Origin of the sequence: Nostoc sp. 'Lobaria pulmonaria (5183) cyanobiont' (genome assembly GCF_002949795.1) — a bacterium.
In the GTDB taxonomy this organism is placed as follows: Bacteria; Cyanobacteriota; Cyanobacteriia; order Cyanobacteriales; family Nostocaceae; genus Nostoc.
On sequence record NZ_CP026692.1, the window covers coordinates 5,077,418 to 5,103,859 of the forward strand.

Below are 26,442 nucleotides of genomic sequence, written 5' to 3' on the forward strand. Positions count from 1 at the left end.
GTCAAGGTATCTGTACTAGCTGCGATCGCCAAGAGAAGTTAACACTCAAAGCTATCTCCAACCTTTAGAGCGAGGTTAAAGGATTCTGTAGTGTGAGCGTTTTTGTATTTCACATCTCACAGATGAAGTGTGGTACAGGTGGAGGCTCAGTGTTAAGGCTTTGTTGAACTTGATGAATATATTACCTCATAGCGATACATGCAGCGATCGCATTCCTTAACGCAGAAATTTACTGATAAATAAAAATTAAAAGCGAACAAATATCACAATACAAAATTATTACTTCGGGAATTTAATAGACAGAATAACCCACTACAGCTTTAACCGATGTGTCTCCAGCAGCGAAGTAATAAAAGCATCATAAAAGCCTCGCAATTTCGCGTATAAAAAAAAAGCAGATGCATGTTACTGTTTTAATTTCATTGTCTTCCCTTCGGGACTTTCGCCATGCATCTGCACTATTTACACCCCCAACACCTTGAAGAATTAGTCAAGAGTAGTGGTATAGACTTACACTTAGTGCATCTCAATTTTAGGTCGCTCCAAGGTGTAACAGCTTATGAGTACTTGTTGATTTCTGGGCTACTCCCCCGCACCAATAGCGGAATGGTGAAAAGTAGTTGGTTGCAGCGTTATGCTCACATCACAGAAGGTGGTTGGTGGTGTTCGGGACTAGACCCTCTGAATAATTGGCAAATGATGGAATGGGGATGCTTTAAGCCAAACCAACCCCGACAAAATCATAATGGCAAGCCCATCAAGTACGAGCATCCCCCCAGCACACCAACACGAGTGTTTTGTTTGCGGGTAACTTTGCAAGTCTGGCAGCAAATTGCTGGGCGTTACAATCTGGTCATGCCTGAGAATATCACCATTACTGATGATGGTGAAGCTAGGGGCTTTTGGCAATGGGTGATGCAACAGAATATTCCTCTCATCATCTGCGAGGGTGTAAAGAAAGCAGCCACGTTGTTGACGCAAGGATATGTAGCGATCGCCATTCCCGGAATTTCCAGTGGTTATCGGGTTGTGAAAGATGAATTTGGCAAAGTTACCCGTCGTCAGCTAATTCCTGATTTAGCCGCGTTTGCGATTACAAAGCGCAGTTTTTACATTTGCTTTGATTTTGAAACTCAACCCAAGACAATTGCTGCTGTAAATAATGCTATTTCTCAACTTGGTTGTTTATTTCAGCAAAAAAATTGCCCTGTAAAAGTCATCGAACTTCCAGGAATAGAAAAAGGGGTTGATGAATTTATTGTTGCTAAAGGTGCAAGTAGTTTCGAGAAAGTTTATCGCCAAGGTGTTGATTTAGAAATTTATCTTGCTCAAACCAAACCCCACACCGAGTTAAGGATTCCTGCTGCATTCACCTTTAACCGTCCTTATATAGGTGAAATACCTTTTCCTACCTCTGGATTAGTAGGAGTCAAATCAGCAAAAGGAACAGGGAAAACAACAGCATTACAAGGCGTTGTTCGGCAAGCGAAAACTAAAAATCAACCTGTTTTATTAATTACTCACAGAATCTTACTTGGACGATTCTTGTGTGAAAAAATTGGTATTCAATGGGGAACACATAAAGAAGATGGGGAGAAAAAGATTAATAAAACACTTACCCCCGCTCCTCCTATCCTCCGCTCTCCCTTTCCTCAGCAATCCCTCGGCTTGTGCGTTGATTCGATTTGGAAACTTAACCCGGAAAATTGGCGCGGGGCAATAGTAATTTTAGATGAAGTAGAGCAATCTTTATGGCATCTGCTAAATAGTAATACTTGTAAGCATAAACGGGTAAAAATATTAAAGTTATTCCAGCAACTCATTGCGACAGTTTTAACAAGCGGGGGGTTAGTAATTGCCCAAGATGCTGATTTATCAGATGTTTCTCTTGAATATTTACAAGGATTGGCAGGAATTAAATTAACACCTTGGGTAATTCTCAATCAGTGGAAGCCTCAACAAGGTTGGGACGTGACTTTTTATGATTCGCCAAACCCAACACCCCTAATTCACCAACTAGAATTGGATTTACTTGCTGGACGTAAATGTTATGTTACTACCGATAGTCGGGCTGGGCGTTATAGTTGTGAAACAATTGAACGTTATCTGAAAGAGCGACTACAAAAATTACGGCGACAATATCCTAAAACTCTGGTAGTTAGTAGTCACACTACAAACACACCTGGTCATGCAGCAGTTGATTTTATCGCTGCGATTAATCAAAAAATATCTGAATATGATGGCGTTTTTGTTACCCCTAGCCTTGGTACAGGAATTAGTATTGATGTCCAACATTTTGACCGAGTTTATGGAATTTTTCAAGGGGTAATTCCTGACTCGGAAGCAAGACAAGCGCTAGCAAGAGTCAGGGATGATGTACCGCGTGTTGTCTGGTGTGCTAAACGAGGTATTGGTCTAATTGGTAGTGGGAGTACAAATTATCGCTTGTTATCTGATTGGTATCAAGAAAATCAAAAAGAAAACTTAGCTTTGCTGAGTCCCCTACATAAAATAGATGTAGATTTACCCTTAGTTTACGATCCGATTCATTTGCGAACCTGGGCAAAGTTATCTGCAAGAGTAAATGCTTCTATTCGCCTCTATCGGCAATCTATGCAAGATGGTTTAATTGCTGATGGACATCAAATTCAGGTGCGGAGTAATGCGGTTCACAATAATATTATTCGAGATTTACGCCTAGCCTTTTTGGCAACTGACGCAGGTGATTTAGTTACTCGCAAAAGGTTAATTTTAGAAATTATTAAAGTTCAAAAAGATTGGCTACAAAGTCGTCAAAAAGCTAAAGAAATTAAACGCAAAATTAAAGAGATTAAGCAACAAAATCAACTATCGATAGCAACTGCTGTAGCTAATGCTAAAGATATGAATTATATAGAACATGAGCAGATGTTAGTTAAGCATTCCCTAACGGATGGAGAACGCAACCAAATCAACAAATATATTCTGACACAAAGGTATGGTGTAGAAATTACTCCTTGGCTAAAATTGCAGGATGAACAAGGATATTATCGTCAACTGTTAATTCACTATTATTTAACTCACGAGAGTGAGTATTTTCACGTCAGAGATGAGCAAGAATGGCATCAGCAATTGTCTTGGGGTGAAGGGAAAGTTTTTTTGCCAGATTTAAAAACTTACACGCTAAAAGTTGAAGCTATGAGAGCTTTAGGAATGCTTCAGTTTCTGGAATTAACACGAGAATTTACTGAGAACGATCAAGATTTGATATTATTAAAAAATATCACTTTCCAGCATAGTAAGCATATTAAAAGAGCGCTTGGTATTAATTTAATTGGAGAGAAAGAGCAAGTTTCGGCAATAAAAATACTCAGCCGACTATTAAATTTGTTGGGTTTGAAGCTAAAGCGGGTAAATGATGTTTATCAAATTGACCTAGAAACGCTATATGATGGCAGGGAAAAAATATTTGCTGTTTGGCATCAACGAGATGAGTTGATGTTGGCTCATGTTAAGAGTGTTGGTTATGAGTTTCCTGATTATTCTTCAGACTGGAAGTTTGAAATTCTACAAACGAACTCTGGAAAGATAGACCAAAGAATATCTACGTCTACTCTCCCATTATCTAAAATATAGTAATACTGACTTATTTGTAAGTGTTACAAGCCGCAAATATCCGATTTTGTGAAAGTTATCGTTAATCATTATATATCTTGCAAAAGTCTTTAACACCCCTCCCCAAAGTATCGGAGAAGGAAGACAAATCTATGCTTTTGTGGGGTTCTTATTTATGATTTATCCAAGAGGTCGATTTATTTGAAAGTTTCTAGGTTTCCAGTAAGCCTTAAGCCTTATCCCATTGTAAAATTAGTTTCAATTGTGCAACCTGAGCTATCGTTAAATTATGGGAAAATAAGTTGAAATTTAGATATTGAGGATTGAGGACTAGTTATGTTCAACTACAATCCGTTAGACTGCCTACCTTCATCGGCAGAATTACCAGATTCAGATGATACTCCTGTGGATAATGAACTCCAAATATTAATTCCTAACTTATTGTTAGCCATCTTAGCCTCGATTTGGCAAAACCGCGATGACTGGTTTTTCGGCATTAATATGGGTGTTTATCATACACCAAGTATTGGAGCTATAGTTCCTGATGGTTTCTTGAGTTTAGGTGTAGAACGTTTTGTTGGAGAAAATGGACGTTCTAGTTATGTTCTGTGGGAAGAAGAAGGCATTCCACCAATTTTAGCTTTAGAAGTTGTTTCTCAAACTTACAACGGCGAATACGAACAAAAAAAAATTGATTATGCCGAATTAGGCATTTTGTATTATGTAATTTATGCACCAACTCGCCTCCGGCGGAAGCGTCAACGTTTAGAAGTTTATCGCTTATTTGAAGGCAAATATATTTTACAACCAGGGGATAAAATTTGGATGCCAGAAATTGGTTTAGGTATTGGACGCGAACAGGGTACTTATCAAGGAAGGATGCGGGAATGGTTATATTGGTATGATGAGCATGGTAACAGATACTCAACGCCTGAAGAACAATTGCAAAATCTGTTAGCCAGATTACAACAGCAAGGAATTGACCAAAACACGCTTTAAATAGTTGATAGTTAACTGCTAATTAATCATTACAGAAGATAATTAAATATGAAAGTTAGAAAGAACATATAGTGATGATTGGTTAGTCTCTGCTTTTAAATAAACCTCGTTGCAATAGGTACAATAGTAGTTAGAATGATTTTTAAAACATATTGTTAACAATCGCGATGCTTTAGGCTAGAAAATGTCAAAAGCCAAAAAAATTATATGAATGCTGAAGATTTTTTCAACCAAGGATTAAACCACAATTTACAAGGAAACTATCAAGCCGCGATCGCAGCTTATACCCAAGCAATCAAGCTAAATCCTGACTATGCCGAAGCTTACCATAATCGAGGGCTGATTTTAAGCAGTCAACTCCAAGATTATCGCAGTGCGATCGCTAACTTCAATCGCGCCATCGAAATCAATCCCAATTTTGCCACAGCCTATTACAACCGGGCTAATACTCGTTACTTTTTAGTCGATTATCAAGGTGCGATTGCTGACCATAATCAGGCATTACAATTAGATCCCAATCTGGCGCAATCTTACCACAGCCGAGGGAATGCCTACTTTGCTTTAGAAAACTACGACAAAGCAATCGCAGATTATATCCAAACAATAGAAATGAGTACCCAATTAGCTGATAACATCAATATTGATATTGCTAATGCTTATCATAATCGGGGCGTAAATCGTTTTGAACGTGGCGAGCGTCAAGAAGCGATCGCAGATTTTCAACAAGCTTTACAATGGCATCCCCATTTTGCCGCAGCTTACAGCAATCGCGGCAATATTCACCAGATTTTAGGAAATTATCAAGAAGCGATCGCTGACCATAACCAGGCATTACAATTAGATCCTAACTTGGCGGAAGCTTATCATAACCGAGGTAATGCTCACTACGCTTTAGCAGATTATCAAAGTGCGATCGCAGATTACAATCGCGCCCTAAAAATCAATCCCAACTTTGCTGGAGCGTACTATAATCGGGGTCTGGTGCTTGCTCACCTCAAAAACTATCACGGAGCAATTGAAGACTTTAACCAAGCATTAAAGCTGAATCCTGATGATGTGCAAGCTTATTATGAGCGGGGTCTGGTTCGTAGTACTCTTGAAGATTATCAGGGTGCGATCGCAGATTATGACCAAGCGTTACAAGAAAACCCGACTTTAGCTTTAGTATATGGCTTTCGGGCTAATGCTCGTCGCCGATTAGGAGACTATCAAGGTGCAATTGAAGATAGCAATCGCCTTTTACAACTCAATCCTAATTTAGCAGAAGGATATTGCGATCGCGCGGCGGCTCGTCGTTCTTTAGGAGATCATAAAGGAGCAATTAAAGATTACGATCGAGCATTGCAAATTAATGATAACTTAGCCGCAGCTTATTATGGTCGGAGTATTGCTCGTGAAGCTCTGCAAGATTTACAGGGAGCAATTGATGATAACACTCAAGCCATAGAGCTTGTTCCTGAATTTTCCCAAGCGTATTGCAATCGCGGAAATGCTCGTCGTCTTTTGGGAGATGAACAAGGAGCGATCGCAGATTATAACCAAGCATTAAAAATTAATCCTGATTTAATTGAAGCATATTACAACCGAGGTTCAACCCATTATGCTTTAGAAGAATATGAAAGTGCGATCGCAGATTATACCCAAGCTTTGCAAATAAATCCCCAATCTGCTGCATTTTACAGCGATCGCGCTAATGCTCGCTATGCCCTAGAAGATTATCAAGGGGCAATAGAAGATTACAGTCGAGCGATCGCCATCGACCCCAGCTTTGCCGAAGACTGGTACAATCGGGGTCGTAGCCGTTCTCTGTTGGGAGACTTACAAGGAGCGCTTGCAGACTTAAACCAAGCCTTACAGCGTCAGCCTAATTGGGCTTCAGCTTACATTCTCCGGGCAGATGTCTACCGCAATTTGGGAGACTCTCAAGGAGCAATTAGAGATTTTCAGAAATCCGCAGACTTATATTACCAAGAAGGGAATATTCAGTATTACCAACAAATTATCGAGCTAATTGAACAGCTTAGATGAGGGCATTGAGCATTGGGAAGAAACTTTTTCAATTATTCTCCCTCATCTCGCCTAGTCCCCAGTCCCTAATCTTCAAAGCGAAAGCGTTCCATAAAACGGCGGTCAATCCAATCTTTGTAATACCACAAAAGTTTGTGGGGTGGTAAAGTAAAAGTGCCTCGTGTTGCGATCGCTCGTTTGTCTCCTGTACCAATTAAACTCAAATATTGTTTCTGTGGCTTATAAGGTTTGAGCGACTTACCTAATAAAATTCGCTGCAAATTCTCAAATAAAGGTTTACCTTGTCTAACAGCAAACACCCCAGCTTTTGGACGCGGATGATTTATCATTGTGGCAATGTCACCAGATGCAAATACTTGCGGGTGCGTTTGAGATTGCAACGTGTCTTCTACCAAAATAAAACCTTGCTTATTAGTTACTAATCCAGCGGTTTTTAACCATTCGGGTGCTGAAGCTTGTGTTACCCAAAAAATTTTATTGCACTCTACTGTCAAACCAGATTCACATTTAATTTCAAATACTTCTTTATTTCCCCTCTCTGCTTGCAAAGAGGGGTTAGGGGTGAGGTTTTTAGGTGCAATTTTACACACATTTTCCCCAATATGTAACTTAATACCTCGGTCAGTTAAAATTTGCTGAAGTTGATGCCGCACTGATTGATGATAATTGGGCATCAGTTCTTGTCCACGCTGGAATAAATGAATTTCTAGGTTTTGAATAGGTTGTTGAGTTTCATCCAAAATCCGATGTAAACGAGATTGCATCGATAGCGTTAATTCTACACCGCCAGCGCCTCCACCTGCGATCGCAATCCTAATTGGTTCTTGAGGATTTTTACCTACAGCTTGAATTAGTTCATACCAATGCTCTAATAGCTGCGATACTGGTTTAGCTGCGATCGCATATTCTGCCGCACCTGATACAGATATTGTAGCCGGAGTGCTGCCAATATCTATAGACAGCACATCAAAATCTACCACAAGTCCGTTAGCACAGAGAATTTTGTTGTTTTTCAAGTCTAGGGCAACTACCGTGTCAATATATAATTGTGCTTGAGCAAAGTTCGCCAAAGGTCGCAAGTCAATATGGCATTCCTTGTGGCTATAAAATCCGGCAATATGTCCTGGTAACATCCCAGAGTAGGCTGTCTCTGATGCTGTGGTAATCAGTATCAAACTTACTCCTGTTAACGGTTTGATACCGAACATTTTCATAACAATAGCATGGCTGTGACCGCCACCAATTAACACTACTTTTTTAACTTTTGGTTGTATATTTTGCTGAATTTTAATAGTCATTTTTAGTTAATCAATGATTATAAATAAATCAAAATTATCATGATGAGCGTTAATTGTCAGTGAAGACTAAAGACTAGTGAAAACAACTGATTATTAGAAACTGCAAGAGTCTGTATGCTTATATCTAGTTACTCGAAAGTTAGATTTTCCATTTTGTTGGTTACATTAGGATGTTTCAGTACTAAGTAGGTATGAAACAATAGCAGACGCGAATAATTTATTCACTCAAAAATAGGCATTTGAATTTATTTACATTAATTATTAATGCTTTTAATGCCATGAAAAATATTTTATCAAAAAATCACATCCAGCTATCGAAAATATTCCTGTGGCTACCTGCTTTCCAGGAACAAGTTAAAAAAAATCAGCATCATTCGCTAAAACGACGCTTAAGAATAGCAAGTGAACAGCTTGGAAATAATACTATAGAAACCACTATAGCTGTAATTAATGATTTAGAACAAATTGCCCATAGTCATCCACAATACCACTGGACGATCGTAGACATTCTTACTACTTTTGTACGAAAAAATGCTCCTTATATGCCTAAAGAAGAAGTAACGAGCAACCTGTCAACAAAAGTTCGTGTAGACATTCAAGCCGCCCTGACTGTTATCGCCAGAAGAGATGCAAACAAAGACCCAGTAAATCAGCAACTTGATTTGAGCTTCACGGATATGAGAGGAGCAAACTTGAAAGGGGCGAATCTACAACAGATAAATCTCTATCAAGCTAATCTAGCTGGGGCTAATCTCAGAAAAGCTAATCTAGCGGGGGCAATACTTAGTGCAGCTAACCTAGAAGGAGCTAATTTATCTCTAGCAAACTTAGAAGGAGCAATCCTCAGTGCAGCTAACCTAGAGAAAGCTAACCTTTCTGGAGCTAACCTGCATCGTGCTAGTTTATATCTAGCTGGCTTGCATGGGGCAATTCTCTATGACGCCATACTCGATGGCGCAAACCTCAGAGAAACCAAATTCTTTGAATAATATCATATCCCCTTGATTACTGATTCAACCCTAAAAACTTCACCCTGCCAAAGCGTAGCTTTGTCTCCCATCCTCTTAGTAAGGGGACGGGATTAAGGAGTAGGATGCAAGCAATGAAAATTTTTCCCTATTCTCCATTTCCTATTTTCAGCGGAGTTCGTAATTCTTGTAACATAAGCGTTTCATTGATTTGGAATGGTGGTTTCTTGATGTCGTGATGTAAAAGTATATTCGATATCATTGCCTAGTTCAATGAGTGTTTTGACACCTATTATAATTTTCTGCTAAATGCTATACTATTTTTCCTCAACATCTAAGTAATAATTCTAGGTTGTAAGGAAAATTTTTACCATGTCTTCTAAAAAGACAGACGCTCTGTTGAATTGGTTGATAACTTTAACAGTTATATTTGGCTGCTCGTTGACTGTAATTTTCTTCGCCTTGTCCAGTATTAAAGAGTTGTCAATTCAAGAAAAAATCCAGTATAGAAATCAAGCTTTAACAACTACTGCTATAGTTTTTCTGGCATCGGCAGCAATGTTTAATACTTATTATGCAGCAAGGCGTGCCCAAGCAATGCAGAAGAGTGCGATCGCATCTGAAAAAAACTTAGAAATTGGACTGCAAAATGCAAAACTCAATCAAGACAGATTGATTGCAGAGCGCTTTATGGGCGCAATTGCCCAGCTTGGCCATGAAAAGGTTGAAACCCGGACAGGCGCAATTTATGCTTTAGAAAGGGTTGCTCAGGATTTTCCTCAAGAACACTGGACAATTATGGAAATTCTCACTGCCTTTGTGCGAGAGAATACACCTATCCAGCACCTAAAAGGGGAGCAACAACAGCCGGAATATCAAGAAGCAGTTTATTCAAGTAAGAGTAGAACTAGGTCGCGTCTGACACCGCAGGTAGATCAAAATCTCCATGAAGAATTTCCCAAAATACGCACTGATATTCAAGCAGCCCTGACTGTTATCGGTAGGCGTAATTTACTCGAAGACCCAAAAGATCAGACACTTGATTTACGTAACACCGACATTAGACAAGCAGACCTGCTAAAAACTAACCTGCAACAAGCTGACCTGCGTGGGGCTGACTTGAGTGGGGCTGACTTGCGTGGGGCTGACTTGAGTGGATGTGACCTTAGTGGCGCTAAACTTATTAGGTCGATTCTCTATGAAACCAAATTACTAAAAGCTAGTTTATATGGAGCCAACCTTTGTTGGGCTAACTTGAATCGTACCAATCTCTCTGGAGCAAACCTGCGTTCAGCTAACCTCTCTGGTGCAAGTCTGCGTGCAGCTAATTTACAGGGGGCGAACCTTTATAAAGCTAACTTACAACAAGCCACCTTAAAAATGGCTAACCTCTCTGGAGCAAAGTTATTTTTAGCTAACTTGCAAGGAGCAAAATTGGGTAAAGCCAACCTCCACCAAACGGGTTTGATTGGTGCTAATCTTTGTGGGGCTAACTTAAATGGAGCTAACCTTTCTGGGGCTAATTTGAATGCAGCCAAACTCCACCAAACAGAAGTTTATTTTGCCAACCTTTCGGAAGCCAGCTTAACTGAAGCTGACCTGTATCAGGCTAATCTGATTGGAGCAAACTTGTATAGGGCAACCTTTTATCAAGCTAACCTGACTCAGGCAAACCTCATGGGGGCTAACTTTTCAGAAGCTAATCTCAGTGATGTCAAACTGGAAGGGACTATTTTGACAGGAGCGAAAAACTTAGAGTTGGAGCAGATTAGAGAGGCACTTGGCGATCGCACTACTCGCCTACCTGATTATATAGAAGCACCGACAGATTGGCGACAATCAGGTTGAGTTATCGTAGCATCAGTTAATTATTTGGGCGCATTCTACCGTTTTTACAAAATACTACTATAGTTTCTACCATCAGCTTGCCTTTACTGGAATTTGAATTACAAACTGCGTTTCCTGTCCTGAAGTTGAATAGCACTCCAATGTTCCGCCGTGTTTGACCGTGATAATTTGGTAGCTGATAGACAATCCCAGCCCCGTCCCTTTACCTACAGGTTTTGTTGTATAGAACGGATCAAAGATGCGTTGTCTCACAGATTCAGGCATTCCTGAACCGTTATCTGCAATGACAATTTTTACCTGATTTTGAGTGTTGATATCGGTTGAAATTGTGATTTGGCTGAGATTCTCTGATATCTGTTGATAGCTGCGATCGCAATTGTATTCCTCTAGCGCGTCAATTGCATTTGTGAGAATATTCATAAACACCTGATTGAGTTGACCCGCATAACATTCCACTAACGGCAGATCGCCATAGTGTTTGACTACATGAATTTCTGGGCATTCTGGTCTAGCTTTCAGGCGATGTTCCAGAATCATTAGCGTACTATCAATCCCAGCATGAAGGTTAACAGATTTTAGTTCTGCTTCATCCATGCGAGAAAATGTGCGGAGCGATTGAACAATATCACTAATTCGCGTCGTTCCCACTTTCATAGAAGCAAGCATTTTAGGCAAATCTTCTGCTAAAAATTCTAAGTCAATCTCCTCAATCATTTCCTGAATTCCCTGACTTGTTTGAGGATACTCCTGTTCATACATCTTGAGCAAAGCCACTAGAGCAATTACATACTCATTTAGATAAGTCACATTTGCATGAATGAAATTGACTGGATTATTAATTTCGTGAGCAACTCCCGCCACCAACTGTCCTAAGCTCGACATCTTTTCTGTCTGTACCAATTGGGATTGAGTTTTTAAGAGAGTCTCTAGCGTCTCTTGCAATTCTTGAGTTCGTTCTTCAACTCGATGTTCCAGCGTATCATGAGCTTCCTGGATCGGTTGAGCGATCGCCCGACTCAGCAGCCATGCCAGTGTCAGTGATGCGCCCAATCCCACTAGAATGATGATCATAGCCGCAAATTGGTTTTGCTTTGCTGCCTTATTGCCAGATTCTTGAATTTGAACTGCAAAATCTTGATTGTTTTTGAGCAGACTTTGTAATGAAGTATTAGCTTTTTCATAAAGTAATTCTCTAGTTGGTGTATTGGACTGCAATTGATTGTAGAGAGCTAAAGCAGACTCGACGCGCTTTATTTGAGGCAAATTCTGTTGTCTCCGATGCCCCAGTTTTGCTTGCATTAACTCCGGTTGAGAAATATTAAGCTCATAGAACTTTCGCTCTAAACTCATAAATTCCTGGTGGGCTTGCTTCCAGACTTTCCAATTTTGGATGAACTGTTCTGATAACTGTTGCTCTACTGGGTTGTTGAGCGGCGTATTCAACGCTTGCTGCGTATTCAACGCTTGCTCCCATCCCTGATCAATTTGTTTCCAGGCTTTGTCAATCTGCACCAAAGTCAACTGCCGCTGTTGCTTTGTCAAGGTTTGGTTAAGCAATAGCCGTTCGGAGGACTCAATTTGAATTTGTCCTTCGCTGATTTTCCACAAGCCATCCACACTGGGTAAATCGTTGTTAGCCAGCTCGTCGATATAGCTTGATAGCTTTGAAATACTGCTATAGGAACCTGTACCCACTATCAGAATGATTGCAGTAATCACCCCAAAAGAACCAAAAAGTTTTACCTGCAAATTTAGTTTGGAGAACATAGCACCTTTACCCATTCACGATGCTAAATACAGCATTCGCTGTTCTTTAGGATTCCCCAAACATCTAGCAGGCTAACTATTTATGAAGCCCACAATTCTAGATAATACCTTAACGTTTTTATTATCTAAGAAAATAAAAATTCGAGCCGAAGGCAATTAGCGATCGCACCACTCGCCTACCTGATTATATTGAAGCACCGACACATTGGCGGCAATCTGGTTAAATTACCGCAGCATCATTCGTTATTTGGGCGTATTCTACCGTTTCTACTTAATGCTTGCTATAGTTTTTACCAAAAGTCTCCGTAACAATTCTGGAGATGAGGAAGAAACTTAATTTATGTTTGATAACAACACAGACGCTCTAATAAATTGGTTAATAGTTCTACCATTTATATTTATTCTTTTTTTAATTGCTGTTTTTTTAGCCTTTGTGAATGTTGAGGGATTATCAATAGAGCAAAGATTAGATTATGGAAAGGAGCAATCTTCAGGGGAGCCAAAAATCTAGAACAACAGCAGATTGAATCGGCAAAAGGCGATCGCACAACTATCTTACCGGAAAATCTTCAACCACCCGAACATTGGAACACTTAAATCTCACCCTTAGATACTGAAACTTGAACCTTTGAGCATCATCGCCGAACCTTTTAGCTTCATCGATAATCACTCAATCTGAAGAAGTTTTTTCCGAAATAGCCGCTTTATCGTCTGTATAATCACTGAAATGGGCAAGAGCCTTAGGCTGATTTCGGGTAATTTGTGATGAAACTAGATTTAGTCAGGTTTTTTCAAGCTTGCAACCCCAGTAAAACTCTGGTCGTGAGCAAACCGGAGGATAGACAATATTATATTGATTTCTCTAAAGTGCGTGGTGCAAGGATTATTGAGGAACTTGGGCGAACTATCACCCGCCTTTCACCTGAGCAAGCCACTTGTCAATTGTTTACCGGACATATCGGTTGTGGCAAATCCACAGAATTACTGCGGCTAAAGGCAGAGTTAGAGCAGCAGGGATTTCATGTGGTTTATTTCGAGTCTAGCCAAAGCCTGGATATGGCTGATATTGATGTTACAGATATTTTATTGGCAGTAGCTCGTGAGGTTAGTCAAAGTCTGGAAGCAATCAAAATTAATCTCAAGCCAGGATACTTTCAAACTCTGTTTACTGAACTTGGTGAATTTTTGCAAACGCCGATAGAACTTGGGGGAGAGTTATCTGTAGGTATTGCCAAGATTACTGCCAAAACTAAAGATAGTCCTAAACTTCGCGGTCAGTTACGGCAATATTTAGAACCGCGCACCAACGGCATTTTAGAATCAATTAATAAAGAATTGCTCAAGCCTGCTAGAGAAAAACTCATGCAGCAGGGTAAAAAAGGACTGGTGGTAATTATAGATAATCTCGACAGAGTGGATAATTCTCAAAAACCTTCCGGTCATTATCAGCCAGAATATCTCTTTGTGGAACGGGGCGAACAGTTAAACCAGCTAAATTGTCATGTTGTTTATACCATTCCGTTAGTGTTGATTTTTTCCAACGCTTTAGGAAGGTTAACAAATCGCTTTGGCGTAGACCCCAAGGTTTTGCCGATGGTTCCTGTGGAATTACAAGATGGTTCGCAATTTTCACAGGGAATTGTACTGCTGCAACAGATGGTTATGGCGAGGGCTTTTCCTGGTGTCAGTTGGGAACAAAGCCGGAATTTAATTACTGAGGTTTTTGATAGTCCTGATACTTTAGAGCGACTTTGCCAAGTTAGCGGTGGTCATTTGCGTAACTTGTTGATGTTATTGTTTCGCTGTCTTCAGCAAGAAGACCCACCTTTGTCGCGGGAGTGTGTGGATAGGGTGATTAAACAACGCCGCAATGAGCTAACTTTGGCAATTACGCCCGATGAATGGGAATTACTACGTGAGGTAGCGCAAGAGAAAAACTTGAGAGGTCATGAAAGATACGAACTTTTGCTCCGCAGTATGTTTGTATTTGAATACCGGAATGAGGATGGTTCGTGGTTTGATATCAATCCGATTTTGGCACAAGCCAAGGAATTTAGGTTATAAATCGGCTGTAGAGGACTAGAGTTGTACGCTCTTAGCTATCAGGTATTTTGTAAAATGGCACAACGTTAGCGGTGTCAGCAATTACGGGAACCGTATCAACAAGTGCGGGAGCTATATCGGCAAGTGCGGGAGCTATATCGGCAAGTGCGGGAGTTACATCAACAAGTGCGGGAGCTATATCAGCAAGTGCGGGAGCTATATCGGCAAGTGCGGGAGTTACATCAACAAGTGCGGGAGCTACATCAACAAGTGCGGGAGCTATATCAACAAGTGCAGGAGCTATATCAGCAAGTGCAGGAGCCATATCAGCAAGTGTGGGAGCCGTGTCAGTTGTCATCTTCACAACTACAGCTTTTTACAACTAGCAGAAATCGTCCGTCGTCCTTCGTGCCTCCTGCCTCCTGCCTCAAAACCCGTAGCTTTGTACTTCATGCAAAACAAAACTACTGTATGTTATGAGTAATCAGCAAGAACCGGAAAATTTAGCCTTTGACAATGAGAGTTCATTACAAACTTTAGTCAGAGCAATTACCTTTTCGCAGGGGCAATTTTCGCTGATTATATTGCGCTGTAATTATCTTGCTTTACGTCAGCGCATCGTAGAACGGCTGCACCAAGTCTCTCCTGTGGAAATATGCGAAATTACCTTACCTGCATCAGTCAAAACGCTTTACACAAATATACGCGAACAACTTGGAGATGAACAGCCACCTGCGTTGATGATTTTTGGTTTAGAGTCGGTTAAAGATATTGATACAGTTCTGACTTCAGCTAACCAAGTACGGGAGGAGTTTAGAAAGAGCTTCCCGTTTCCGATATTGTTGTGGGTTAATGATTCAGTTCTGCAAAAATTTATTCGATTAGCAACTGATTTAGAAAATTGGGCAACTGTTATTGAGTTTGAAAACACTACTGATGAGTTAGTCAATTTCCTTCAGCAAAAAACTGATGAAATCTTTGCTGGTGATGTAAAACCCAATTCCCAAATGTGCCGGGAACTAGAAACCGCCCGTCAAGATTTGCAAAATCGAGGAGAAGTATTAGAAGCAGCACTTCAAGCAAGTTTAGAGTTTTTGCTTGGTTTAAATGATTATCTACATGACCAGATAGATTCTGCTCTATCACATTATCAACAAAGCTTGGGGTTCTGGCGACAAAGTAATTATTTAGAGCGACAAGGTATATTACTCGTTAATATTGCTTTAGCTTATAACCGCCAATCTGAAAAAATTCCAACAGAAAATCAACGCTATTGGCAAGAGTCGAGAAATTACTTTCAGCAAGCTATTGAGATTTTTGAACAAGCACAACGTTCAGATTTAGTTGCCAAACATATTACTGAACTGGGTGAAGTGCTGCGACATTTACAAGCATGGTCAGAGTTACAAAGCCTTGTGGAAAAATCTCTGCCGCTACATCAAAATTATGGCACGCCGTTGCAGTTGGCTCAAGATTATGGTTTTTTGGCAGAAGTAGCTTTAGAGCAGTCACGCTGGGATGAAGCTAATCAACTTGCTGGACAAGCATTGCAAATCTTAGCTGATATTCCTAATCTTCAATCAGATGAATTGGGATTGTATCGGTTTATTTTAGCAAAATCTCAACAAGGTTTAGGTGAATATCAAGTAGCGATTAATAGTTTAAAAACTGCAAAGCTGGAAAGTAATCATCAGTACAACCCACAACTATATATATCTATATTAGAAAGGTTGCGTTTACTTTACTTTGAACAAGGTGAATATCTCAAAGCTTTTCACATTAAGCAAGAGCAATTACAAATTGAACAGCAGTATGGTTTCCGCGCTTTTGTTGGTGCATCATATCTAAATCCTCAGCGACAGGCAATTAATTATACACAGTTGCAAGTAGAAAACCCGGAAACAATTGCTGAAGAAATTCCTGCTTCTGGTCGGGGACAAGATGTGAAGCGGTTGCGAGAAAGAATTGGCGGGACTGAGCATAAATTGACTGTAATTCATGGTCAGTCAGGAGTGGGTAAAAGTTCGATTTTACAAGGTGGATTAATACCAGCGTTGCAACAGCAAGCAATTGGTGAGCGAGATGCTTTACCTATTTTGTTGCGAGTTTATACAGATTGGGTGGGAATGTTGGGGCGGATTTTGGCTAAGGCTTTTGAGGAAGTTAGAGGTATTCAATTATCTGTTAATCTTGATTCTTCAGCAGCTATTTTAGAACAATTACGGAGAAATGCTGACCGGAATTTGTTGACAGTTTTAATCTTTGACCAGTTTGAGGAGTTTTTCTTTGTTTATCCAGACCAAGGTCAACGACGAGCATTTTATGAGTTTTTGCGAGTTTGTCTGGATATTCCTTTTGTCAAAGTAATTCTATCTTTGCGAGAAGATTATTTACATTATTTATTAGAGTTAGATCGTTTATTTGATTTGAGTGTAATTAATAATAATATTCTCGATAAAAATATTCGCTATTATTTGGGTAACTTTTCGCCAGATGATGCTAAAGCAGTTGTGCAGAGTTTAACAGCACGCTCTCACTTTTATTTAGAGCCTGCACTGATTGATGAATTAGTGCAGGATTTAGCAGGTGAGTTGGGGGAAGTACGCCCGATTGAGTTACAAATTGTGGGTACACAACTGCAAACTGACAAAATTACAACTTTAGAAAAGTATCGTCAGTTTGGCACTAAAGAAAAACTGGTTGAGCGATTTTTAGAAGAAGTTATTCATGATTGTGGGGCGGAGAATGAGCAGGTTGCACGACTGGTTTTATATTTACTCACAGATGAAAATGGTACTCGTCCTCTGAAGACTCGTGCTGAGTTAGCAGCAGATTTGCCAGCAGAAGTTGAGAAACTAGATTTGGTGTTAGAGATTTTCGTGGCATCAAGGTTAGTATTGCAGTTACCAGAATCGCCGGCTGACCGTTATCAATTGGTTCATGATTACCTCGTGTCGTTTATTCGCCAACAACAGGGCGATGAGATATTAGCAGAACTAGCTAGAGAGCGAGAACAACGCTTGCAAGCAGAAGAGAAACTGAAGCTTGAACAAGATGCAAGGCAGATATTAGTTGATGCTCAACAACAAGCCAAGCGACAAATTCGCCAAGGACGGATGCAGTTGACGGTGAGTTCTGGTTTAGCGGTATGTCTATTATTATTGGCAGGTATATCATCGAGATATGCATTGAGTCAAATTCAAGTAGCTAAAGATGCTGGGAATAAAAAGCAACAGGCAGAAAAAAACTTTACAACTGCTGAAGCCAATTACAATCAAGTAACTCAACGCTTGCAAGCTACACAAAAGCAACAGGTAGTAACACAAAATAAAGCGGATGAATTAGAAACTAAGAAGAAAGTTGCAGAGCAAAAATTTCAAGCAGCGCAGAAGAATCAGCAAGCCGCAGAAGGAGAATCAAAATTAGCAAAGCAGAAAAGTCAACAGGCAAACCAAAACTTACTGGCTGCTAAAGTAGACTTGGAAGAGGTAAACCAGAAAGCCTCAGAATTACAAGAGAAAAATGCCCAAGCCCAGGAAAGCATTAAAACGGCAAGCGAAAAAATAAAAACTGCTGAAGTAAAATCACAACAAGCAGCAACAAAACAACAGCAAGCAGAATCTCAAGCTCAACAAGCCCAAACCACCCTCAACCAAGCGCAAACAAAACTTGCACAAGCACAGAAAGCAACAAAAGGAGCAGAAGCAGCACAAAAAGAAGCACAAAAGGGAACGGAATTAGAACGGGCTGGAGTTAATGCTTTAAAACAATTTGAATATACGGAGTTAGAATCGCTGGTGTCAGCAATGCAGAGTGGGAAAGAGTTAAAAAAGTTGGTAAAAGATGGTCGCCCTTTAGAAAAATATCCAGCTATCAGCCCTATTTTTGCTTTGGATAGTATTCTCAATAAAATTAAAGAACATAACCAGTTGCAAGGGCATCAACGCTCAGTCTCTAGTGTGAGTTTCAGCCCGGACGGCAAAACCATCGCCACGGCATCATCTGACAAGACAGCGCGGTTGTGGAACCTGCAAGGGCAACTGCTGCAAGAATTCAAAGGGCATCAAGGCGCAGTCACAAGTGTGAGTTTCAGCCCGGACGGCAAAACCATCGCCACGGCATCTTATGACAACACAGCGCGGTTGTGGAACCTGCAAGGGCAACTGCTGCAAGAATTCAAAGGGCATCAAGGCGCAGTCACAAGTGTGAGTTTCAGCCCGGACGGCAAAACCATCGCCACGGCATCAGATGACAAGACAGCGCGGTTGTGGAACCTGCAAGGGCAACTGCTGCAAGAATTCAAAGGGCATCAAGGCGCAGTCACAAGTGTGAGTTTCAGCCCGGACGGCAAAACCATCGCCACGGCATCAGATGACAAGACAGCGCGGTTGTGGAACCTGCAAGGGCAACTGCTGCAAGAATTCAAAGGGCATCAAGGCGCAGTCACAAGTGTGAGTTTCAGCCCGGACGGCAAAACCATCGCCACGGCATCTTATGACAACACAGCGCGGTTGTGGAACCTGCAAGGGCAACTGCTGCAAGAATTCAAAGGGCATCAAGGCAGTGTCTTAAGTGTGAGTTTCAGCCCGGACGGCAAAACCATCGCCACGGCATCTTATGACAACACAGCGCGGTTGTGGAACCTGCAAGGGCAACTGCTGCAAGAATTCAAAGGGCATCAAGATTGGGTCACAAGTGTGAGTTTCAGCCCGGACGGCAAAACCATCGCCACGGCATCACTTGACGGTACAGCGCGGTTGTGGAACCTGCAAGGGCAACTGCTGCAAGAATTCAAAGGGCATCAAGGCGCAGTCAGAAGTGTGAGTTTCAGCCCGGACGGCAAAACCATCGCCACGGCATCACTTGACGGTACAGCGCGGTTGTGGAACCTGCAAGGGCAACTGCTGCAAGAATTCAAAGGGCATCAAGGCGCAGTCAGAAGTGTGAGTTTCAGCCCGGACGGCAAAACCATCGCCACGGCATCACTTGACGGTACAGCGCGGTTGTGGAACCTGCAAGGGCAACTGCTGCAAGAATTCAAAGGGCATCAAGGCGCAGTCAGAAGTGTGAGTTTCAGCCCGGACGGCAAAACCATCGCCACGGCATCAGATGACAAGACAGCGCGGTTGTGGAACCTGCAAAGGCAACTGCTGCAAGAATTCAAAGGGCATCAAGGCGCAGTCAGAAGTGTGAGTTTCAGCCCGGACGGCAAAACCATCGCCACGGCATCATCTGACAACACAGCGCGGTTGTGGAACCTGCAAGGGCAACTGCTGCAAGAATTCAAAGGGCATCAAGGCCCAGTCTTAAGTGTGAGTTTCAGCCCGGACGGCAAAACCATCGCCACGGCATCAGATGACAACACAGCGCGGTTGTGGAACCTGCAAAGGCAACTGCTGCAAGAATTCAAAGGGCATCAAGATTGGGTCACAAGTGTGAGTTTCAGCCCGGACGGCAAAACCATCGCCACGGCATCATCTGACAACACAGCGCGGTTGTGGAACCTGCAAGGGCAACTGCTGCAAGAATTCAAAGGGCATCAAGGCCCAGTCTTAAGTGTGAGTTTCAGCCCGGACGGCAAAACCATCGCCACGGCATCAGATGACAACACAGCGCGGTTGTGGCCTGTGGAGAATTTAGACCAATTGCTGGTGCGGGGTTGCAATTGGCTGCATGATTATTTGCAGAATAACCCGAATTTGAGTGAGAGCGACAAGCATCTCTGCGATGATATCAAGTAAGAGCCAAGCGCTGGCGACAAGCCGCTTCTCTACAAGACGCTGCGCGAATGCGTCTATGCAATACGGTTCGGTTAAGATCCCCCCGCCTACGGCGACCCCCTTAAAAAGGGGGTAAAAGAGACTTGTAAGCCCCCCTTTTTAAGGGGGGTTGGGGGGATCTTCAAAATATGAAAACGTTAACTGACCCGTATTTTGCGTCTATGCACCTTCTAAAATTATCTCAGGCGATCGCCATCTCTTCTCTAACCCCCTTCTCCTCTCATGGGATGATGAAGTAAAAGGGACTCTTTATTGGGGATTGGGTAATCTGGCAATTTACGATGACCTAGAAGATTTGCTACAGCATTATGACTCTTCTAGTCTGGGCGCAAATGCTTAAATACTAAAAGGGTAAGCGATTCTCCAGAGGAGAGGCTACGCCAACGCAGTCAATTCATCAACTAAGTTGTGCAATATTGTATTACTCAAAAAGCCTTAGTCAATCTCAGAGGCTTTTTTAAGGGACGTTAGGGGGAATCAACAAGTGCCTAAAATTACAGCCAATCACTTTTAAAATCTTCTCTAAGTAAGAGACAATAAATAGGACATCTGTCTTATGCTAATTATCCTATGGGGATAAAATACAGAGATGTCTGTAACAAAGCGGCTGGAAGTTTTAGATTTCATTCGGGAACTTCGTCAGCAGCTCAATCTTTCTCAAAAACAGTTTGCTGCTAAATTAGGAGTTTACTTTCAAACAGTTAATCGTTGGGAAAATGGGCATACAGTCCCTTCACGCATAGCGCTAAAACGTAATAGAAGAAATGTTACGGAAGATGGGTGAACCCGGCAAAAGATTGCTAAATCAGTATTTTACAGAAGCAGAGTAGGGTTATGAGTCGTAAGGCGAGGGTATCTCAATCCCAAAACATCTTTGCTGGCGCTAGAAACAAGGGCGCAATCATTCGGGAGCAACTGCTGCACTATAGTATTGCTTTGCTATCCGTTGCCTTAGCAGTGGGAATAACGCTGCTGCTCCGTCCATATTTCACCGCAGCACCTGCGGCACTCTTTTTGGCTGCGGTGATGGTAAGTGCCTGGTACGGGGGTTTCGCACCAGGACTACTTGCAACTGTTTTGTCTACTTTGGTAATCAACTACTTGTTTCATCATCCGCTCTATCCGCAGAAGATTACAAATCTGGACATTTTAGTGCGGCTAGTCGTGTTCGTGATCACAGCAGGGTTAATCATCTGGCTCAACGAATCACGCCGCACAGCCCAAAGAAAAGCTGAAGCGAGTTTGAAGTCACTACGCGAAAGCGAGACACGGTTTGGTCGCTTAACCGAGTCTAATATTATTGGGGTGATTGTGGTCAATCTGAATGGCTTAATCATTGAAGCCAATGATGCCTTTCTACAAATGCTCAATTATACCCGCGAGGATTTGCGCTCTGGTCGAATCCGCTGGGGCGAGATCGTTCCACTCGAATACATTGAGGTGAGCGAACGAGCGATTCAAGAACTGACAATTACTGGGAGTTGTAAGCCCTTTGAGCAGGAATACATCCGCAAAGACGGCTCTCAAGTTCCCGTCCTAGTTGGCTTTGCTAAACAGGGAGATCGGACAATCATTGGTTTTGTTCTTGACTTGAGCGAACGCAAACAAGCCGAAGCAGAAGCCCAGCATCGCGCCCGCCAAGCAGAAGAAGCCCAGAGCATTTTGCAAATGCTCCTAGAACACGTCCCAGAGGGAATTACGATCGCTGGTGGCCCCCCTGATTTCCCAATCATCGCTAACAGCAAACTCGCGCAAGAGCTTTTGGGCAGAGCAAGTGAATCTCTGGTTGGCATCTCTTCTGAGTCTTATGTTCAGCTCTACGGTCTGTTCCTAGCTGATGGTGTAACGTCCCTCACCTTAGAGCAACTACCTTTATACCGTGCTACGCGCTATGGTGAAACGATCCGCGATCAAGAATGCATCATTGAACGTCCAGATGGTACTACAATTACAGCGATCGCTAATGTCGTACCAATTCGAGATTCCCAAGGTCAGATTATTGGTGCAATAGATTGCTGGCGCGATATCACCAACCGTAAGCTCATAGAAGAAGCACTGCGGCAACGAGAAACAGAACTTCGTTTAATTACAGATACGCTACCAGTTCTGATTTCCTTTGTAGATTCAGAACAACGCTACCGCTTCAACAACCGAGTATATGAAAAGTGGTTTGGGCATCCGGTTGCAAATATATATGGAAAGCATCTTTGGGAAGTTGTGGGTGAACCCGCCTATCAAGGAATTCGTCGCTATGTAGAACAGGTACTCGCAGGAGAGCAGGTAACATTTGAAAGTCAAATGCCTTATAAAGATGGAGGCACACGCTACATTAATGCCATTTATGTTCCCCAGTTTAATAAACAGGGAATCGTTGAAGGGTATGCGGCGTTAATCGCTGACATTAGCGAACAGCAAGCTGCGCTGCGCGAACGCAAGTTGACAGAAGAAGCGCTACGTGACAGTGAGGAGCGATACCGAATTTTAGCGGAAGTCTCGCCACAGGCAATTTGGATGGGCGATCGCGATGGTGGTATTACCTATTGCAATCAATACTGGTTAGACTATACCGGATTGACAATGGAGCAGACTGCTGGCTATGGCTGGATTTATGTCATTCACCCCGATGACCGCGATCGCGTCTTAAAAACTTCGATGCAGGCTGTTGCTAACGCTACAGACTACGAAGTAGAAATTCGCTTCCGTCAAGTTTCTGATGGTAACTATCGTTGGCATATTGTTCGGGGTTTACCATTTCGAGATCAAAGCGGACAGATTATCAAGTGGGTGGGCATCGCTAGCGACATTCACGATCGCAAAGTTGCCGAAGCCTCCCTGCAACAACTCAACGAAATGCTAGAGCAACGAATTCAAGAGCGCACTGCCCAACTCGAAGCCGCCAATAAAGAACTCGAATCCTTCTCCTACTCAGTTTCTCACGACTTGCGGGCACCACTGCGCCACATCGCCGGATTTGTCGAATTGCTTCAGAAGCGCCATAGTTCAACAAGCTTGGATCAAACAAGTCAGCGCTATTTGAAAATAATTGCCGAAACTGCCAAACAGGCAGGAATACTGATCGATGAGTTGCTAACATTTTCTCGCATGGGGCGCACGGAAATGCGCTACATCAACCTGAATATGGAGGAATTAGTACAAGAAGTAAAACGCGATTTAATTACAGAAACCCCAGGACGCACAATCCATTGGCACATCGAGTCCCTGCCAGAAGTGCAGGGCGATCCCTCCATGCTGCGGCTGGTGCTTCGTAACCTGATAGGCAATGCCGTAAAATATACCCAGACTCAAAACCCAGCAGAAATTACTGTTGGAAGTATTGACAATGAAAACGAAGTTATCTTTTTTGTACAAGATAACGGCGTAGGCTTTAATATGCAATATGTACACAAGCTATTCGGAGTATTTCAACGCCTGCATAGCGACCCACAATTTGAAGGCACTGGTGTTGGATTGGCAAACGTGCAACGCATTATTCATCGGCATAATGGTCGAGTTTGGGCAGAGGCTGTAGTTGATAGTGGCGCCACCTTTTATTTCTCGCTGCCGAAGTTGTCAAAGAAGGAAAATGAATGAAAGAACTGAAGCGGATTCTGCTAATTGAAGACAGTGCCAACGATGCAGAGTTAATTCTAGCCGCTTTGTCGGAAAACCATCTCGCCAATGAAGTAGTGGTGGTACGTGATGGAGAAGAAGCACTAGATTATCTTTATCGCCGGGGGTTGTTCCGGTTGCGAATGGAAGGGTATCCTGTGGTGGTGCTGCTCGATTTGAAACTGCCTAAAGTTGATGGGTTAGAAGTGCTGGCACAACTCAAATCTGATCCAGTAATGCGAGTAATTCCAGTGGTGGTACTGACCTCTTCCCGCGAGGAGCCAGACCTAGTTCGCTGCTACGAGTTAGGGGTCAATGCTTATGTTGTCAAGCCAGTAGATTACCATGATTTTGTCGATTCTATTAAGGGTGTTGGCCTGTTTTGGGCAGTGATCAATCAGCCTCCCGTTGGTGCTTTACCTCCCGCACCTCATGCTCAAAAGGAGAGCCAGTGATGAATGTTCTCCGTTTTCTCCTTTTAGAAGACAGCCTGTTAGATGCAGAGCTAGCCCAAGCGATACTAACTGAAGGGGGAATTGATTGCGAACTGATCCGAGTCGAAACTGGTGCTGATTTCCTAGCTGCTTTGGAAACAGAGGTTTTCGATTTAATACTTGCCGATTATGCCTTGCCCTCTTTTGATGGAATTTCGGCTTTGGAAATTGCCCGAAATCGCACTCCTGAGGTTCCTTTTATCTTTGTCTCGGCTGCTCTGGGTGAAGAATTAGCAATCGAAGCTTTGAAGAACGGTGCAACCGATTATGTATTAAAGCAACGACTAGGGCGGTTAGTTCCCTCGGTGCAACGGGCATTGCGGGAAGCGAAAGAGCGGCGTGAGCGCCAGCAAGCAGAGGAGTCTTTACAGAAGAGTGAAGCCAAGTATCGCCGAATTGTTGATACCTCTTATGAGGGAATCTGGATGATTGACTCTGAAGCCCGAACAGAGTTCGTGAATCAGCGGATATCTCAGATGTTGGGTTATTCCGCAGAAGAAATGCTCGGTCGTTCTATATTTGATTTTATGGATCGGGCTGATGATATGGCAGCAGCCGAAGCGAAACTTGAGTGGTTCAAAGGAGAAGAGAGCGATCTCAAAGAAGGGCGATTGCGCTGCCAAGATGGTTCGTATATCTGGACACTGATTTCTGCGACAGCGATTTTGAATGAACAGGGTGAGTGCTTAGGTGCGATCGCTATGCTAACTGACATCACCGATCGCAAACGCACTGAATCAGAACGCGATCGCCTTTTGCAACTTGAGCAAACAGCCAGGGCGGAAGCTGAAGCTGCTAATCGAATCAAAGATGAGTTTTTGGCGGTACTTTCTCATGAATTGCGATCGCCCCTGAATCCGATTCTCGGTTGGGCAAAACTTTTGCAGAGCCGGAAATTTGATGAGGCATCGCTTAACAAGGCACTGAAAACTATTGAGCGCAATGCCAAATTACAAGCTCAATTAATTGAAGACTTACTAGATGTTTCTCGCATCCTCCAAGGCAAACTCAGCCTCAACACGATTCCAGTCGATCTGGTATCCACAATTGAAGCCGCAATGGAAACAGTGCATTTAGCAGCAGAGGCTAAAACCATTGAGATTGAGACGATGCTCGATCCAAATGTGGGGAAAGTTTTGGGTGATGCAGCCCGCTTACAGCAAGTTTTCTGGAATCTTCTATCGAATGCCATCAAGTTTACTGAGACTGAGGGAAAAATAAATGTGCGATTGCAGCACATCGACGCTCAAGCGCAAATTACTTTCAGTGATACAGGTAAAGGCATTGACCCTGACTTTTTACCTCATGTATTTGACTATTTCCGTCAGAGTGATAGTACAACAACTAGAAGGTTTGGTGGATTAGGGTTAGGTTTAGCGATCGCTCGTCACTTGATTGAGATGCACGGGGGAACGATTTGGGCGGAAAGTCCTGGTGAGGAGCAGGGAGCGATTTTCACAGTTAGGTTGCCGCTAATCAAGGACGGGGCGACGATCGAGGATGACACAAATACTGATTCCTCAACTGCCGCTTTTCCCTCCTCGCCCCTGATGGGTTTACAAGTGCTGGTTGTGGATGACAATGATGATACCCGCGACTTTTTCAGCTTTGTACTGGAACAGTTTGGCGCGATCGTCACCGCAGTAGCATCAGGAGATGAAGCATTACAAGCGCTAACCCAGTCAAAGCCAGATATCTTACTCAGCGATATTGGGATGCCAGAGATGAACGGGTATATGCTGATGCAAAAGGTGCGGACTCTGGAAGCAAAAATCGGAGGAAAACAGATGCCGGCGATCGCTCTGACTGCTTATGCAGGCGAAATCAATCAGCAGTACGCACTAAGAGCAGGGTTTCAACAGCACATCGTTAAACCTGTAGCACCAGAGGAATTGCTCATGGTAATTTCTAACTTAGTCCAATCTACTTAAATTTTGTTATCAACCTGAGTAATTAGATGAACTTGCTTAATGTTACAGATTTTAAACTATTCTTCACAAGTAATATAATCTTT

The 26,442-nt window shown here is 42.5% G+C and carries 15 protein-coding genes; 12 read left to right on the plus strand and 3 right to left on the minus strand.

The genetic code is table 11. The features are described 5' to 3' along the window. Positions 1-447 precede the first annotated feature (447 nt). The 3 genes from NLP_RS22420 (at position 448) to NLP_RS22430 (ending at position 6,621) form a co-directional block, all read left to right on the plus strand. A complete protein-coding gene (locus NLP_RS22420) occupies positions 448-3,615 on the plus strand; it encodes a plasmid replication protein, CyRepA1 family (RefSeq protein WP_234017028.1) in 3,168 nt (1,055 codons plus the stop codon). 315 nt (positions 3,616-3,930) lie between these two features. Continuing rightward, entirely contained in the window at positions 3,931-4,593 is a 663-nt protein-coding gene (locus NLP_RS22425; RefSeq protein WP_104908292.1) for a Uma2 family endonuclease, read from the plus strand. Between the two features lie 207 nt (positions 4,594-4,800). Then, entirely contained in the window at positions 4,801-6,621 is a 1,821-nt protein-coding gene (locus NLP_RS22430) for a tetratricopeptide repeat protein (protein ID WP_104908293.1), read from the plus strand. Between the two features lie 65 nt (positions 6,622-6,686). Here the strand turns inward: NLP_RS22430 and NLP_RS22435 are convergent, their stop codons facing one another. After that, a complete protein-coding gene (locus NLP_RS22435) occupies positions 6,687-7,907 on the minus strand; it encodes an FAD-dependent oxidoreductase (protein WP_104909980.1) in 1,221 nt (406 codons plus the stop codon). Positions 7,908-8,197: 290 nt separating this feature from the next. Here NLP_RS22435 and NLP_RS22440 point away from each other — a divergent pair, with 290 nt between their 5' ends. Both NLP_RS22440 and NLP_RS22445 read left to right on the plus strand, forming a co-directional pair. Further along, positions 8,198-8,908 (plus strand): pentapeptide repeat-containing protein, encoded by a 711-nt coding sequence (locus NLP_RS22440; protein ID WP_104909981.1) that lies wholly within the window; start codon positions 8,198-8,200, stop codon positions 8,906-8,908. A gap of 351 nt (positions 8,909-9,259) precedes the next feature. After that, positions 9,260-10,735, plus strand: a complete 1,476-nt coding sequence (locus NLP_RS22445; RefSeq protein ID WP_104908294.1) for a pentapeptide repeat-containing protein — start codon at positions 9,260-9,262, stop codon at positions 10,733-10,735. A gap of 72 nt (positions 10,736-10,807) precedes the next feature. Here NLP_RS22445 and NLP_RS22450 read toward each other — a convergent pair whose 3' ends face one another. Continuing rightward, on the minus strand, positions 10,808-12,502 hold the full coding sequence (locus tag NLP_RS22450) for an ATP-binding protein (protein ID WP_158680493.1): 1,695 nt from the start codon (positions 12,500-12,502) through the stop codon (positions 10,808-10,810). Between the two features lie 340 nt (positions 12,503-12,842). On the opposite strand from NLP_RS22450, the gene NLP_RS33435 reads away from it, so the two are divergent. Further along, complete coding sequence (locus NLP_RS33435; RefSeq protein ID WP_158680494.1) at positions 12,843-13,013, plus strand: hypothetical protein; 171 nt, start codon at positions 12,843-12,845, stop codon at positions 13,011-13,013. 254 nt (positions 13,014-13,267) lie between these two features. Beyond that, positions 13,268-14,566 carry a P-loop NTPase fold protein gene (locus tag NLP_RS22460; protein ID WP_104908295.1) on the plus strand — a complete coding sequence of 433 codons (1,299 nt, stop codon included), beginning with the start codon at positions 13,268-13,270 and terminating at the stop codon, positions 14,564-14,566. 31 nt (positions 14,567-14,597) lie between these two features. Here the strand turns inward: NLP_RS22460 and NLP_RS33440 are convergent, their stop codons facing one another. After that, positions 14,598-14,903: a hypothetical protein gene (locus NLP_RS33440; RefSeq protein ID WP_158680495.1), complete on the minus strand. Its 306-nt coding sequence runs from the start codon at positions 14,901-14,903 to the stop codon at positions 14,598-14,600. Positions 14,904-15,021: 118 nt separating this feature from the next. Here NLP_RS33440 and NLP_RS22470 point away from each other — a divergent pair, with 118 nt between their 5' ends. The 5 genes from NLP_RS22470 to NLP_RS22490 all read left to right on the plus strand — a co-directional run bounded on the left by NLP_RS22470 (position 15,022) and on the right by NLP_RS22490 (position 26,359). Beyond that, positions 15,022-20,286, plus strand: a complete 5,265-nt coding sequence (locus NLP_RS22470; protein ID WP_199784671.1) for an nSTAND1 domain-containing NTPase — start codon at positions 15,022-15,024, stop codon at positions 20,284-20,286. Between the two features lie 628 nt (positions 20,287-20,914). Next, complete coding sequence (locus NLP_RS22475) at positions 20,915-21,109, plus strand: helix-turn-helix domain-containing protein (protein ID WP_234017029.1); 195 nt, start codon at positions 20,915-20,917, stop codon at positions 21,107-21,109. Between the two features lie 50 nt (positions 21,110-21,159). After that, entirely contained in the window at positions 21,160-23,916 is a 2,757-nt protein-coding gene (locus NLP_RS22480) for a PAS domain S-box protein (RefSeq protein ID WP_104908297.1), read from the plus strand. After that, the gene (locus NLP_RS22485; protein WP_104908298.1) at positions 23,913-24,389 is read left to right on the plus strand and encodes a response regulator; all 477 of its coding nucleotides are present in this window, start codon (positions 23,913-23,915) and stop codon (positions 24,387-24,389) included. Before NLP_RS22480 ends, NLP_RS22485 begins: the two co-directional genes overlap by 4 nt. Beyond that, positions 24,389-26,359 carry a hybrid sensor histidine kinase/response regulator gene (locus tag NLP_RS22490; RefSeq protein WP_104908299.1) on the plus strand — a complete coding sequence of 657 codons (1,971 nt, stop codon included), beginning with the start codon at positions 24,389-24,391 and terminating at the stop codon, positions 26,357-26,359. Before NLP_RS22485 ends, NLP_RS22490 begins: the two co-directional genes overlap by 1 nt. The last annotated feature ends 83 nt before the right edge of the window (positions 26,360-26,442 follow it).

Bases quoted from the DNA above. Each gene is read 5' to 3' on its own strand.
- NLP_RS22470 (WP_199784671.1), top strand. From the start codon at position 15,022: ATGAGTAATCAGCAAGAACCGGAAAATTTAGCCTTTGACAATGAGAGT.
- NLP_RS22480 (WP_104908297.1), top strand. From the start codon at position 21,160: ATGAGTCGTAAGGCGAGGGTATCTCAATCCCAAAACATCTTTGCTGGC.
- NLP_RS22460 (WP_104908295.1), top strand. From the start codon at position 13,268: ATGAAACTAGATTTAGTCAGGTTTTTTCAAGCTTGCAACCCCAGTAAA.
- NLP_RS22475 (WP_234017029.1), top strand. From the start codon at position 20,915: ATGTCTGTAACAAAGCGGCTGGAAGTTTTAGATTTCATTCGGGAACTT.
- NLP_RS22420 (WP_234017028.1), top strand. From the start codon at position 448: ATGCATCTGCACTATTTACACCCCCAACACCTTGAAGAATTAGTCAAG.
- NLP_RS22440 (WP_104909981.1), top strand. From the start codon at position 8,198: ATGAAAAATATTTTATCAAAAAATCACATCCAGCTATCGAAAATATTC.
- NLP_RS22425 (WP_104908292.1), top strand. From the start codon at position 3,931: ATGTTCAACTACAATCCGTTAGACTGCCTACCTTCATCGGCAGAATTA.
- NLP_RS22450 (WP_158680493.1), bottom strand. From the start codon at position 12,502: ATGTTCTCCAAACTAAATTTGCAGGTAAAACTTTTTGGTTCTTTTGGG.
- NLP_RS22430 (WP_104908293.1), top strand. From the start codon at position 4,801: ATGAATGCTGAAGATTTTTTCAACCAAGGATTAAACCACAATTTACAA.
- NLP_RS33440 (WP_158680495.1), bottom strand. From the start codon at position 14,903: ATGACAACTGACACGGCTCCCACACTTGCTGATATGGCTCCTGCACTT.
- NLP_RS33435 (WP_158680494.1), top strand. From the start codon at position 12,843: ATGTTTGATAACAACACAGACGCTCTAATAAATTGGTTAATAGTTCTA.
- NLP_RS22490 (WP_104908299.1), top strand. From the start codon at position 24,389: ATGAATGTTCTCCGTTTTCTCCTTTTAGAAGACAGCCTGTTAGATGCA.
- NLP_RS22445 (WP_104908294.1), top strand. From the start codon at position 9,260: ATGTCTTCTAAAAAGACAGACGCTCTGTTGAATTGGTTGATAACTTTA.
- NLP_RS22485 (WP_104908298.1), top strand. From the start codon at position 23,913: ATGAAAGAACTGAAGCGGATTCTGCTAATTGAAGACAGTGCCAACGAT.